Annotated in this window: 7 protein-coding genes and 1 pseudogene; 2 read left to right on the plus strand and 6 right to left on the minus strand. The window is 72.0% G+C overall.

Going from position 1 to position 13,542, the window contains the following annotated elements:
* Positions 1-125: 125 nt before the first annotated feature.
* A complete protein-coding gene (locus tag AB0E24_RS16865) occupies positions 126-1,553 on the plus strand; it encodes a DUF3616 domain-containing protein (RefSeq protein WP_359377742.1) in 1,428 nt (475 codons plus the stop codon).
* Positions 1,554-1,575: 22 nt separating this feature from the next.
* On the opposite strand, the gene AB0E24_RS16870 is transcribed toward AB0E24_RS16865, so the two are convergent.
* Complete coding sequence (locus AB0E24_RS16870; RefSeq protein WP_359377745.1) at positions 1,576-2,364, minus strand: hydrolase; 789 nt, start codon at positions 2,362-2,364, stop codon at positions 1,576-1,578.
* Positions 2,365-2,651: 287 nt separating this feature from the next.
* Here AB0E24_RS16870 and AB0E24_RS16875 point away from each other — a divergent pair, with 287 nt between their 5' ends.
* Positions 2,652-3,059 carry a RidA family protein gene (locus tag AB0E24_RS16875; RefSeq protein WP_099017251.1) on the plus strand — a complete coding sequence of 136 codons (408 nt, stop codon included), beginning with the start codon at positions 2,652-2,654 and terminating at the stop codon, positions 3,057-3,059.
* A gap of 61 nt (positions 3,060-3,120) precedes the next feature.
* Here the strand turns inward: AB0E24_RS16875 and AB0E24_RS16880 are convergent, their stop codons facing one another.
* The 5 genes and pseudogenes from AB0E24_RS16880 to AB0E24_RS16900 all read right to left on the minus strand — a co-directional run bounded on the left by AB0E24_RS16880 (position 3,121) and on the right by AB0E24_RS16900 (position 13,440).
* Positions 3,121-3,501, minus strand: a complete 381-nt coding sequence (locus AB0E24_RS16880) for a winged helix-turn-helix transcriptional regulator (RefSeq protein ID WP_069872910.1) — start codon at positions 3,499-3,501, stop codon at positions 3,121-3,123.
* Between the two features lie 77 nt (positions 3,502-3,578).
* Positions 3,579-3,791: pseudogene (locus AB0E24_RS16885) on the minus strand (alpha/beta fold hydrolase); the annotation flags it as partial.
* A 110-nt stretch (positions 3,792-3,901) separates the two neighbouring features.
* Positions 3,902-4,936: an ACP S-malonyltransferase gene (locus AB0E24_RS16890; protein ID WP_359377749.1), complete on the minus strand. Its 1,035-nt coding sequence runs from the start codon at positions 4,934-4,936 to the stop codon at positions 3,902-3,904.
* Positions 4,933-6,369 carry a class I adenylate-forming enzyme family protein gene (locus tag AB0E24_RS16895; RefSeq protein ID WP_069872905.1) on the minus strand — a complete coding sequence of 479 codons (1,437 nt, stop codon included), beginning with the start codon at positions 6,367-6,369 and terminating at the stop codon, positions 4,933-4,935. The genes AB0E24_RS16890 and AB0E24_RS16895 overlap by 4 nt, the downstream gene beginning before the upstream one ends.
* Before the next feature lie 144 nt (positions 6,370-6,513).
* Entirely contained in the window at positions 6,514-13,440 is a 6,927-nt protein-coding gene (locus AB0E24_RS16900; protein WP_435865291.1) for an SDR family NAD(P)-dependent oxidoreductase, read from the minus strand.
* Positions 13,441-13,542 lie beyond the last annotated feature (102 nt).

Below are 13,542 nucleotides of genomic sequence, written 5' to 3' on the forward strand. Positions count from 1 at the left end.
GGCCCCGCGGGCGGGGCTTGAACCACGTTCGCAGATTGTTCATGCCCACGTCATATAGATGATTCATCGTCAGGGCGGTGTGCCGGTCCGCCGACCGGCCCCGCAGCCGACGAAGGGTACTCACGATGGTCCCGTTCCATGCCGCTCCCCCGCGCCGTGTCCGCCGGGTCCGCCACGCCGCGCTGGCGGTGGTGGCCGGCGCCGCGGCGCTCTCGGCCCTTCCGGCCACCGCGATGGCCGGGAGCGCGGGTTACGGCACGCCGACCATCAAGCTCTCCGACGCGTACCTGTCCGGCGCCGTGGGCGCCACCGGCGACCCGACCGTGACCGTGAAGGTCGGCCAGAGCGGCGCCGACGCGGGCGCGCTCACCGTGTCCGCGACCGCCACCACCCGCGGCTCGGTCGCCCGGACCGGCGATGTCTCGGTGACGGGCACCGGCGCCACCCGCGAGGTGACCGTACGGGCGCGCGGCAAGGGCTACACCGATCTCACCCTCGAGGTGACCGGCCTGGGCGGCAAGAGCGCCACCACCACCCTGCACTACGCGGCCTCCGGCGCCGTCCGGGACGCCGCCGACACCCGCTACCCGACCGGCTCGAGCGACTCCTCCGCCGCCGTGGACGTCGGCGGCGGCTATATGGTCGTCGCCGACGACGAGTCCAACGTCCTGCGCCTGTACCGGCGCGACGCGTCCGGCGCGCCGGTGCGCACCTGGGACGTCAGCTCCGACCTCGACGTCGACAAGGAGATCGACATCGAGGCCGCGGCCCGCGTCGGCGACACCATCTACTGGACCGGTTCGCTGGGCAACAACAAGGACGGTGAGCCGAAGGAGGACCGCTTCACCCTCTTCACCACCACCGTCTCCGGTTCGGGCGCCGACACCGAGCTCGAGGTCGACGGCTCCTACCAGGGTCTGCGCGAGGACCTGGTGGCCTGGGACAAGGCCAACGGGGACCGGCTCGGCTTCGCCAAAGGCACCGCGGACGGCCAAGTGCCCAAGCAGATCGACGGATTCAACGTCGAGGGCCTGGAGTTCGCGCCCGGCTCCGGCTCCACCGCGTACCTCGGCTTCCGGGCGCCGCTGGTGCCGCCGGCCGAGGGCGGCAAGGCGCTGCTGGTCCCGGTCACCAATGCCGACGAGCTGGCCCGGTCCGGCGGTGGCAAGGACACCCACGCCACCTTCGGCGACCCGATCACCCTCGACCTCGGCGGTCTGAGCGTCCGCGACATCCGCCGCAACGACAAGGGCCAGTACCTGATCGTGGCCGGCTCCTGGGCGGCCGAGGACAACAGCGCCCCGTACGCGCTCTACTCCTGGGACGGCGTCGCCGGACACCAGCCGGTCAAGCGGCTCGACCTGCCGACGGCCGACCCGGGCGGCTGGGAGACCGTGGTGGACGTGCCCGACCTCACGGCGCCCGGCGCCCGGGCCCAGGTGATCACCGACAGCGGTTCGGCCGACCTGTACGGGGACGGCACCGAGGCCAAGGACCTGGAGCACGAGGAGTGGAAGAAGTCCCGGTCGGTCAGCTTCCCCCTGAACCCCTGAACCTCCCTCCGGTATCCGGCGCTCAGCAGCCGATACGGGAGGTGCCGACGGCCACGTCGTCGTACCACAGGGTGTCGTCGCCCTCGCCGTAGCTCTCCCAGCCCAGTCGCAGATCGCCCGGGGCGGGCCGCCACCCGCCCCGGTTCAGCCACTGCTGGTCGACGTCCTGGGTCGGGGTGCCGTCGACCACCAGACCGGTGACGAGCCCGCCGTTCACCCAGGTGTCCAGGCGGCCCGCGGTGCGGTCGAGGCGGAACTCCAGACAGGTCCAGGTGTTGACGGGCAGCGGGGTGCTGAGCGCGACGCCCGCCGGGCTCTGCGCGGGCAGAGTGGCGTCGTCCGACTCCCGGTTCCACTGAAGTGCCTTGTTCTGCCCGCCCATACGCAGGTCCCGCCCGTTGTCATTGGCGTCGCGCAGGGCGGCGAACGTGACGTGCTGGGCGGGCAGCGCGGTGGTGTGGCGGACCCAGAGGCGGGCGTAGAGGTCGCCGCCGGACGGCACATCGGACAGCGAGGTGCCCGCGAAGGCGTGGTTGCAGTACCCCGCCTTGCCGGTGACCCGCACCGACCTGCTGCCGCCGTGAGCCGTGGTGGTGTCCACGGTGGCGGTGCCGGTGCCCGAGCAGTTGGCCACGGCCGTGGTCCAGCGCCCGGCGGGGGTGGTCCCGGTCTGGGACTCGAAGTCCTCGCAGAAGCCATTGGCGGCACAGGCCGCCGGCTGTGCCGAGGCCCGTGGCGCGGCCGGCGCGGTCAGCGCCAGCGCCACGGCCACCGCGGCGGCGGCCAGAGCGCGATATGGGGTGGGGGTCATGGCGATCCTTCGGCTGAGGATGAAGATGAGGATCGGGAGCTTGGGAGCGCTCCCACGACGTCCAGCACTGTAGCCCGTACATGACAAGGCCGGAAGCCCGGCCGTATCCGGAATCGATACGCGAGGACCCCGGCCCAGGCGGTCACCATAAGGTGACTCAGTCACCGAAAAGTGCGTTCTTCCATGTCAGCGGCCACTCTCTTACGGTTTCCGAGTAACCACGAGAGAGCGCTCAGGGGTTCCGCGACAGCGGGCCCATGGGCTCCCATGACGGGAAGGCGGACAGCATGGCCATCACCCTGGTCAACCCCAGCGGATTGCCGGAGGTCGAGGCGTACCGGCAGGTGTCGATCGCGACCGGGTCGAGGCTGGTCCATATGGCCGGGCAGGTCGCCTGGGACGCCGAGGGGGTCACGGTCGGCGAAGGCGACCTCGCCGCTCAGGTCGAGCAGTGCTACCTCAACGTCGGCACCGCCCTGGCCGGGGTCGGCGGCTCCTTCGACGATGTGGTGAAGCTGACCGTCTACGTCGTCGACTGGACCCCCGAGAAGATGCCCCTGTTCCTGGAGGGGGCCGCCCGGGCGGCCGCGAAGCTGGGGGTCACCCCGGTGCCGCCGGGCACGCTGCTGGGCGTCGCGGCGCTGGACGTACCCGAGCATCTGGTCGAGATCGAGGCCACCGCGGTCCTCGACTGAGCGTGGCCGTGCAGTGGCCCCATGAAGGCCGGGGCCACCGCGCGGCCGGTGTCCGTCCCGTTCAGGCGCCGAAGCGGCGGCGGGAGTCCTCGATCCGGCCGAGGTACTTATGGGTCCAGCCGCACATGCCGTCGACCGTCGCCCGCAGGGCCTGGCCCGGCTCGGTGAGGGTGTACTCGACCCGCGGCGGCACGGTGGGGTGCACCGTCCGCTCGACCAGCCCGTTGCGCTCCAGCATGCGCAGGTTCTGGGTGAGCATCTTGTGGCTGATGCCCTCGACCTCGTTGCGCAACTCGCTGAAGCGCAGGGTGCGTTCGCCGAGGAACTCGATGATCAGGAACGCCCACTTGTTGGCGATGTCCGAGAAGATCTCCCGCGCCAGCGAGTCCGCGCGCATCAGGTCGGCGTCTTCGGGCGCGCCGGTGTACTGCTTGGTCCCCATACGGTGACTCTCCTACAGCTCCTGAGTAACCGCAAGAGAGCGCCGAGGTGGGGAGCGGGCCCCGGGCTCAGCTCACAGGACCCATGTCCGAGGTGGGCCATCAGTGCGGCGATGTCATCGCCCATCGTCGCCACGTCGAACCCATCCGCGGGATGGGCGGAATCGCCCGGACCACGGAGGTCGGGCACGACGACCGTGTACCGCGCGGTCAGCTTCGGGACCAGATGCCGCCAGTGCTAGCCGGTCTTGGGCACACCGTGGAGCAGCACCACCACCGGGCCGGAGCCGGCTCTAGATCGATCAGTCAATTTCACCGGGGGCGCTGCCCGGGGGCAGCGCCTCCATCAGGCGGGCGGACGATGATCGGGCTCGGACCGTGGCCGGCGTGGTGGAACGGCGGTCACCGCCTCGCCCGGCGGGCACTCCGCTGGCGGACGCGCGGGCGCATCGCCTTACGGGCGTCGATGGCCACGACCTCGAAGTTCTCCCCGGTGCTGGTCACCCGGCCGAAGAGGTTGTCCGGACCCGCGATGCAGACCTTGGTGATGCCCTGCTCCCGCATCGTCGCCACCATGTCCGGCCAGCGGATCGGGCGGTTGAAGGTGTCGAGCAGCATGGTGCGCACACCGGCCGCGTCGGTCAGCAGCTCCCCGCTCTGGTCGGCGACGACCGGGAGCTTGGGGTCGGCCACCTCGAAGCCGCCGAGGACCTCTTCCTCCGCCTTGCGGCGCAGGGCGCCGAACGCGGGGGCGTGCACGGGCGGCCACATGGTGTACATGTTGTATCCGCCGAGCTCGCCGATCCGCTTCTTGAACCGGTCGAGCACGGGCTCGCGCAGTGACACCAGATAGAAGCCCTGGTCGATGTAGCCGGAGATGTCGTGCCACTCCCCGGCGTCGTCCAGTTCGGCCAGCGCCTCGCGCAGCCGCTCCTCGGGGGTGTGGATCACACAGTGGGTCACCGCCTCGCGGTGCTCCTGGCGGAAGTACTCCTCCTCGCAGCGCGCCAGCTCGGCGGTGAGCCGCACGGTCTCCTCGAAGGGCAGGGAGCCCGCGTAGGTCACCGCGGCCCGCTGGCCGAAGCTCGGTCCGGCGCACAGCTCGGGCCGCACGCCCAGCGTCTCCTCGGCCCAGTCGGCGAGCGAGAGACAGATCGTCAGGAAGGCGATCTGGGTGTGCTCGGCGTACTGCGCCTCCTCCTCCGCGTCCGACTGGCGGTACCGGTCGAACACGGAGTAGCCCACCACCTCGTCGGCGATCGCGAGCCGCCGCCGGGCATGGGGGTTGGTCAGCAGGAACTCGCCCACATCGGTGAAGCGGAAGGGCCCCATTCCGGGGAAGACGACCGCCGTGCGGCCCGTCTCCGCATCCGTTGTCAGCGGCTCCGGGTTCTGCGGCTCCGGGGTCTGCGGCTCGGGTGTCTGCGGCTCTGTCATGCCTTCGCTCCGGGGGCCAGGTCGAGAGCCAGTTGCTCGAGCTGTCGCTTGTCGGGCTTGCCGTTGCGGTTCAGGGGGAATCGCTCCAGGACGTGGATGCGGTTGGGGTGCTCGAAGTCGGGGAGCAGGGAGGTGATCGGCTCCCGCCAGGCCCGCGGCTCCCGCTGCTGCTCGTCCTCCACGAAGAACACCAGCTGACAGCCGCGCTGCTCATCGGGGACGGGGACGACCTTGGCCAGACAGCCGCCCGCGGCCAGCTTGTGCTCGATGATCTCGGGGTAGAGCGTGTGGCCGTTGCGGTGCACCGCGGACTTCCGGCCGAGGACGAAGAGGTTGTCCCCGCCGTCGAGATAGCCGAAGTCGCCGGTGGGGTACCAGTCGGTCTTGTCCGGGTCGACGGGGGCCACCGTGCCGTCCTCCGCCAGGTAGCCCTCCATCAGGTCGGGCGAGTGGACCTGGATCTCGCCGACCTCGCCCGAGGGCAGGACGCCGCCCTCCTCGCCCACGATCCGCAGCTTCAGGCCCTGGACGGCCCGTCCGCAGGCCACGACGTTGTCCTCGGTCGCGAAGGACACGTTTCCGGCCTCGGTGCTGCCGTAGCTGTCCAGCAGGGGCAGCCCGAACTTCTTGACGTAGTCGCCGACCAGGCCGGGGTCCAGCGGGGCCGCCCCGCTACAGAACATGCGGACACCGGACAGCTCCTCCGCCAGCGCGGGCTTGCGGCCCATCATGTTGAGCATGCTGCGGTAGCTGGCCGGGGTGGCGTCGACCACCGTCGCCCCGCAGGTGCCCGCCATGGTCATCGCCCGGTCCAGCCGCCGGTAGGGCGCAATGATCAGCGAGCACTTGACCAGCCAGGCGATGAGCACCATCGACAGCCCGTACTGGTGGGAGAAGGGCAGCAGCGGCAGCAGGACGTCATCGGGGCGGTGGCCCACCTGCTGGGCGTTGCGCTCCAGGTTCTTCAGGAACTTCGCCCCGGTCTTGACGACGCCCTTGGGCTCCCCGGTGGACCCGGAGGACCACATGATCAGGCCGTCGGGCAGCGCGCGCCAGGTGTCCAGGGACAGCCGCCGCTCGGCGGGCGACTGCTCCATGGACGCCACGAGCAGCTCGTACACGGTCACCCGGGCCGGGCCGTTCTCGGGCATCGGGGTGTCGTCGTCGACCACACAGATCTTGACGCCGGCCCGGTCGCAGATGCGCTGGGTCGCCTCCGCCCGCTCCTGGTGGTCGACCATGACGATCGACGCGCCGGCGTGCATCAGGGCGAGCAGGGCCCCGACGTAGCCGGCGGAATTTCCCGCCTTCAGCATGACCCGGGTGCCGTCGCTGACGCCACGCTCACGGAGCGCGTCGGCGATGGCCAGGGCCCGCTGCTCGAACTCGGGAAGCGTTTGTACCGCTTCCGTCGCGAAGAGCTTTGCGGTCATCGGGTTTCACTGTGCCTTTCTGCTTCTTGAAGACTCTTGGGGTGACGCCCGCGACGCCGGGGGAACGTTCGGGGGCGGTGACGCGGTGGTCCGAGCCGCGGAGTGCGAGTCCCCCCGGAGGTCTCCGGGGGGACTCGGCGGTCATCAGGAGTCGAGATCCTCGAGCATCATGTCGATCAGGTCGTCGTCGTCCATCGCGTCGATGGAGTCGGTCTCCTTCTCCTCGGCGTCCGGCTCGGCCTGGTCCTTGCCACCGGCGAGCTCGGTGAGCGTGTCCAGCAGACCCGCGCGACGCAGCCGCTCCAGCGGAATCGACGCCAGCAGGGCGCGGACCCTGGCCTCTTCCGGATCGACGTCCGGCTCGGCCGGGCCGTCCGTCGCCACCCGGCCGCGCAGATACTCGGCGAGCGCCGCGGGCGTGGGGTTGTCGAAGATGAGCGTGGACGGAAGGCGCAGCCCGGTGGCCGAGTTGAGCCGGTTGCGGAACTCCACACCCGCCAGTGAGTCGAAGCCCAGGTTCTGGAAGGAGCGGTCGGGCTCGATGGACTGGGCGCCGCTGTGCCCCAGCACCATCGCCGCACTGCCGCGCACCAGGTCGAGCAGCGCACGGTCGAGTTCGGCTCCGGACAGACCGGCCAGCTTCACCTTGGCCGACTCCGGAGCGGCCGCCTTGCCGTCGGACGCCGCCTTGCTCCGCACCCGGACCACCCCGCGCAGCAGGGTGGGGATATCGGTCTGGCCGCTGAGCGCCGAGGTCTCCAGCCGCATCGGCACGAGCAGGGCGTCCTCGCTCGTCCGGCCGGCGTCCAGCAGACGCAGACCGCCGGCCATGGACAGGGCCGCCATGCCCTCACGCGCCATGCGCACCATGTCCGCCTGGCTGAGCGTGCCGGTCATGCCACCGCCCTGCTCCCACGGACCCCAGGCCAGCGATACGGCGGGGAGACCGAGGGCGCGCCGGTGTGCGGCGAGCGCGTCCAGGAAGGAGTTGGCCGCGGCGTAGTTGCCCTGCCCCGGGCTGCCGAACACACCGGCGACGGACGAGAACATCACGAACTCCGCCAGGTCCAGGGTCCGGGTCAGCTCGTGCAGGTTCCACGCCGCGTCGACCTTCGGCTCGAAGACCGCGTCGATCCGCTTAGGCGACAGGGTGTCGATGACACCGTCGTCGAGTACGCCCGCCGCGTGCACGACCGCGGTCAGCGGGTGTTCCGCGGGCACTGCGGACAGCACCCGCTCGAGCGAGGCGCGGTCGGCCACATCGCAGGCCGCCAGCGTCACCGACGCGCCCGCCTCGGCCAGTTCGGCCTCGAGGTCGGCCGCGCCCTCCGCGTCCGGCCCGCGCCGGGAGACCAGCACCAGGTGGCGCACTCCGTACTCGGCCACCAGATGGCGCGCCACCTCGCTGCCCAGGCCACCGGTGCCACCGGTCACCAGCACCGAGCCCTCGGGGTCCAGGGCGCGCCGCATGGTGAACACGTTCTTGCCGATGTGGCGGGCCTGGCTGATGTGCCGTACCGCGTCCGGGGCCCTGCGCACGTCCCACGCCGTCAGCGGAAGGGGGTTCAGCGCGCCGCTGTCGAAGAGCTCGACGAGCTCGACGAGCATCCGCTGGACCCAGTCGTAGTCGGCGACGACCAGGTCGTACGCCGTGTACTTCACCCCGGGGTGGTCCGCGGCCACGACATCGGGGTCACGTACGTCCAGCTTGCCCATCTCCAGGAACCGCCCGCCCCTGGGCAGCAGCCGCAGGGAGGCGTCGACGAACTCGCGGGCGAGCGAGTCCAGCACCATGTCCATGCCCCGGCCTTCGGTGGCGTCCATGAAGCGGCGCTCGAACTCCAGGTCACGCGACGAGGCGAAGTGCTCCTCGTCGAATCCCATCGCCCGCAGGGTGTCCCACTTGCCGGGGCTGGCCGTGGCGTACACCTCGGCGCCGAGGTGGCGCGCGAGTTGCACGGCCGCCATGCCCACACCGCCGGTGGCGGTGTGCACCAGGATGGACTCGCCCGCCCGGAGCTTGCCGATCTCCACCAGGCCGATGTAGGCCGTCAGGAAGACCACCGGCACCGACGCGCCCTGCGCGAACGTCCAGCCGCGCGGCATGGGGACGATCTGCCGGCGGTCGGCGATCGCGATGGGCCCGAACGATGCGTTGATCATGCCCATCACCCGGTCCCCGGGGGCCAGGTCGGTGACTCCGGGGCCGACCTCCAGGACCACACCGGCGCCCTCGCCGCCCATCGTGGCGTCGTCCTCGGGGTACATGCCGATGGCGATCAGCGCGTCACGGAAGTTCAGACCGGCGGCGCGCATCGCGATCCGGACGTACCCGGGGGCCAGCGGCGCCTCCGCCGCCGGGTCGGGCAGCAGCGAGAGGTTGTCCAGGGTGCCGCCGCCCGTGGTGCCCAGCTTCCACGCCGAGGTGCCCGCGGGGGCTTCGAGCACCCGCCCGGAGGCGTTCCTGGCGAGCCGGGGAACCAGCCCCTGGCCCGTGCGGACCGCCACCTCGCGCTCGCCCACCGCCATCGCGGCCGTCACCACACCGGCGGCCGCGGTGGCCGATTCGGCGTGGCGGTCGAGGTCCACCAGCAGGAGCCGGCCCGGGTTCTCGGTGGCCGCCGAGCGCACCAGTCCCCACACGGCGGCGTTGGACAGTCCGGCGACGCCCTCGCCCGGTCCCGCGGCGACCGCGTCGCGGGTCACCACGACCAGCCGGGATCCGTCGAACCGGTCCTCGGCGAGCCAGGACTGCACCAGGGCCAGCGCCCGGTGGGTGGCCTTGCGGGTGGCCTCGGCGATGTCCCCTGCGTCCGGCCCGGCGGGCTCGGCGCCGCACCAGGCCCAGACCACGTCGGGCACCGCGGCGCCCCCGTCGAGGGCGGTGACGAGCGCGTCCACTCCGGTGTACTCGGCGTACTCGACGCCGGATGCGGCGAGCAGTTCGCCCACCCGCGCCCGGTCGGCGCCGACCACCGCCGTGGACACACCGTCCGCGGTCCGGTCGCCGCCGCGGGCGGCGGCGAGCACATCCCAGTTGGCCCGGAAGAGCGTTCCGTCGCCGCCGGTGGAGCGCGGCCCGGACGCGAACCGCTCCGGCGCCACCTCCCGCACCACCAGCGACTCCACCGAGGCGACGGGCGCCCCCGTGGCGTCGGTCACCAGCAGCGCGACCGTGTCCTTGCCCTGCGGGCGCAGCCGCACCCGCACCCGTCCGGCGCCCACCGCGTGCAGGGTCACCCCGGTGAAGGAGAACGGCAGCGTGACCCGACCGCTCTCGCCGCCGAAGTCGCCCATCTCCATGGCGTGCAGGGCGGCGTCGAGCAGGGCCGGGTGCAGACCGAACCGTCCGGCCTCCTGGGCCGCCGAGTCCGGCAGCGCCACCTCGGCGAAGACGTCGCCGTCCAGCCGCCAGACCGACTCCAGCCCCTGGAAGACCGGCCCATAGCCGTAACCGACCTGGGCGAGGCCCTCGTAGAAGCCCTCCATCGGCACCTGCTCGGCGCCCGGCACGGGCCACTGGAGCAGACTGTCGGTGACGGCGGTGCCGCTGTCCGCCTCGAGGACGCCCTGGGCGTGCCGCACCCACTCCTCCCCCGGCTCGTCGCTGTCCGAGCGCGAGTACACGCCGAGGGGCCGTACCCCGGACTCGTCCGCGGGGCCGACCACCAGCTGGACGCGGACCCCGCCCTGCTCCGGCAGGAGGAGCGGGGTCTCCAGGGTGAGTTCACCGAGGCGTCCCGCCCCGGTCTCGATGCCCGCGAGCAGACCCAGCTCCACGAATCCGGTGCCGGGGAAGAGCACTCCACCGGCCACGGCGTGGTCGGCGAGCCACGGGTGGGTCTGGAGCGAGAGGCGCCCGGTCAGCACCGTGCGGTCGCCCTCGGCCAGCTCGGTGAGGCCGCCGAGCAGGGGGTGGTCCACCCTGCCGAGCCCCACGCTCCGGGCGTCGCCGGTCACGGCGCCGCCCGACTCGAGCCAGTACCGCTTGTGCTGGAAGGCGTAGGTCGGCAGGGAGACCCGGCGTGCGCCGCGCCCGGCGTACACCGCGTCCCAGTCCACGCCGACGCCGTTCACGTACAGGGTGGCGACGGCCTCCGCCAGCGTCTGCGCCTCGGCGCGCCCGGAGCGGGCCATGGGCACGAAGGCCGCGTCGGCGCCCACGGCGTCCAGGCAGTCCTGGCCCATCGCGGTCAGCACGGCGTCGGGGCCGAGCTCCACACAGGTCGTGACGCCCTGGTCGGCGAGGCGGCGCATACCGTCGTCGAAGCGGACCGCCTCCCGCACATGGCGGACCCAGTACTCCGGGGTGGCCAGTTCGGCGCCGGCGACATCGCCGGTGACGTTGGAGATGACCGGGATCGCCGGGGCCGAGTACGACAGGCAGGCGGCGATCTGGCCGAACTCCTCCAGCATGGCGTCCATCCGGGGGGAGTGGAACGCGTGGCTCACCCGCAGCCGCTTGGTCTTGCGGCCCCGGGCCTCCCAGTGGCCGGCGAGTTCGAGCACCGCGTCCTCGTCGCCGGAGAGCACCACCGAGGTGGGGCCGTTGAGCGCGGCCAGCGACACCTGGGCCTCACGGCCCTCCAGGCTCTCGGCCACCTCCTGCTCCGACGCCTGGACGGCCACCATGGCGCCGCCCTCGGGCAGTTCCTGCATCAGCCGCCCGCGGGCCGCCACCAGGGCGCACGCGTCCTCCAGGGACAGCACCCCGGCGACGTGTGCCGCCGCGATCTCGCCCACCGAATGCCCCATCAGGAAGTCGGGGCGCACACCCCAGGACTCCAGCAGGCGGAACAGGGCCACCTCGAAGGCGAACAGCCCGGCCTGGGTGAACATCGTCTGGTTGAGCTCGTCACCGGCCGTGTCATCGGCGGCCTCGCCGTCAGCGCCGTTCTCGGGGCCGAAGACCACGTCGAGCACGGAGGTGCCGAGCCGGACCTCCAGATAGTCGCACGCCTCGTCGAACACATCGGCGAACAGCGGGTAGGTCTCGTAGAGCTCCCGGCCCATGCCCAACCGCTGGGCGCCCTGGCCGGTGAACAGGAACGCCAGCCGCTGCGCCGTGGACCTGCCGCGCACCAGGCCCGGTGCGTCGGTGTCCTCGGCGAGCGCCGCGAGTCCGCGCAGCAGGCCCTCACGGTCGGACGCCACCACCACGCCGCGCTGTTCGAGCGCGGCACGTGTCATGGCGGACGACCAGCCGATGTCGACCGGCCGCAGGTCACGGTCGCGCACCACGTGTTCGCGCAGCCGCGCGGCCTGCGCCCGCAGCGCCTCCTCGCTCCTGGCGGACACCAGCCATGACACGGGCTGGGACGCGGTCTCCTCGTCGGCGTCGGCGTCCGTGGCGGGGAGGCGCTCCTCCGGCGGCGCCTGCTCGATGATGGCGTGCGCGTTGGTGCCGCTCATACCGAACGAGGAGACACCTGCGCGGCGCGGCCGCCCCGTCTCCGGCCAGGGGCGCTGCTCGGCGAGCAGCGCCAGGCCGCCCGTCGACCAGTCCACATGCGGGGTCGGCACCTCCACGTGCAGGGTCTTGGGCAGGATGCCGTGGCGCATGGCCATCACCATCTTGATGACGGCACCCGCACCGGCCGCCGCCTGGGTGTGGCCGATGTTCGACTTGAGGGACCCCAGCCACACCGGCTGTCCCTCCGGGCGGTTCTCGCCGTAGGTGGCGAGCAGCGCCTGTGCCTCGATGGGGTCGCCGAGCGAGGTTCCGGTGCCGTGTGCCTCGACCACGTCGACCTGGTCCGCGGTCAGCTCGGCGTTGGCCAGCGCCTGCCGGATGACGCGCTGCTGGGAGCGGCCGTTGGGGGCCGTCAGACCGTTGCTGGCGCCGTCCTGGTTGACGGCGGAGCCGCGCACGATGGCCAGCACCTCGTGGCCGTTGCGCCGGGCGTCCGAGAGCCGCTCCACCAGGAGGACGCCGACGCCCTCGGCCCACGATGTGCCGTCGGCCTCGGCGCCGAACGCCTTGCAGCGGCCGTTGGAGGAGAGTCCGCGCTGGCGGCTGAAGAGGATGAAGTCACCCGGGGTCGGCATCGTGGCGACACCGGTGGCGAGCGCCAGGTCGCACTCCCCCTGGCGCAGCGAGTGGGCCGCCTGGTGCAGGGAGACCAGCGACGAGGAGCACGCGGTGTCCACGGTCCACGCCGGACCCTCGAAGCCGAAGGTGTAGGAGATGCGCCCGGAGGCGACGCTGCCCGCGATACCGGTCAGCGCGTAGCCCTCCAGGCCACTCTTGGTGCTCTGGAGGTGGGGTCCGTAGTCGTGGTGCTCCGCACCGGTGAAGACGGCGGTCCTGCTGCCCCGCAACTTGGTGACGTCGATACCGGCCCGCTCGAAGACCTCCCAGCTCGTCTCCAGCAGCAGCCGCTGCTGCGGGTCCATGGCCAGCGCCTCACGCGGCGATATGCCGAAGAACTCGGCGTCGAACTCGGGCGCGTCGTGGATGAACCCGCCCTCGGTCGCGTAGCTGGTGCCGGGCCGGTCCGGGTCCGGGCTGTAGAGCGCCTCCAGGTCCCAGCCGCGGTCGGTGGGGAACGGCGTGATGGCGTCCACGCCCTCGGAGACGACCTTCCACAGGTCCTCGGGGCTGTTGACGCCACCGGGGAAACGGCAGCTCATCCCGACGATCGCGATGGGGTCGTCCGAGCCCACGACGGCCCGCGCGGGGGCGGCCTCGTCCGTGGCCACGGGCACGATCTGCCGGTGGAGGTGGTCCACCAGTTCGCTGGGGGTCGGGTAGTCGTAGGCGAGCGACACCTCCAGGGTGAGCCCGGTGGCGGCGACCAGTCCGCGGTGCAGATTGACCGCCGCGAGCGAGTCGAGACCCAGGTCGAGGAAGGAACTCCCGGCGTCGAGGGTGCGCGGTGACTCGGACCGCAGCGCCGCGGCGACATGTGCGCGTACCAGGTCGAACAGGACCCTGCGCTGTTCGAGGTCCGGCAGGTCCCTGAAGTCCGGACCGAGGGAGGGCAGTTCGCCCGGACCCTCGTCACGGTCCGGTCCGGACTGCGCGATCGACTCACCCGAGTCGCTGGACCCGTTCAACATGGTGCTCACCTAACTCCTGCCTTGTGGAAAGACCCTGCGTCAAAGCTGTGGGTGCCGCGCCGGCCGCGGCTTCGGCGTGGGCGCCCGCCCGCGGTCATCGGTGCGGGCGGG

The sequence above is a fragment of the Streptomyces malaysiensis subsp. malaysiensis genome (assembly GCF_040653035.1).
Classification (GTDB): Bacteria; Actinomycetota; Actinomycetes; order Streptomycetales; family Streptomycetaceae; genus Streptomyces; species Streptomyces malaysiensis.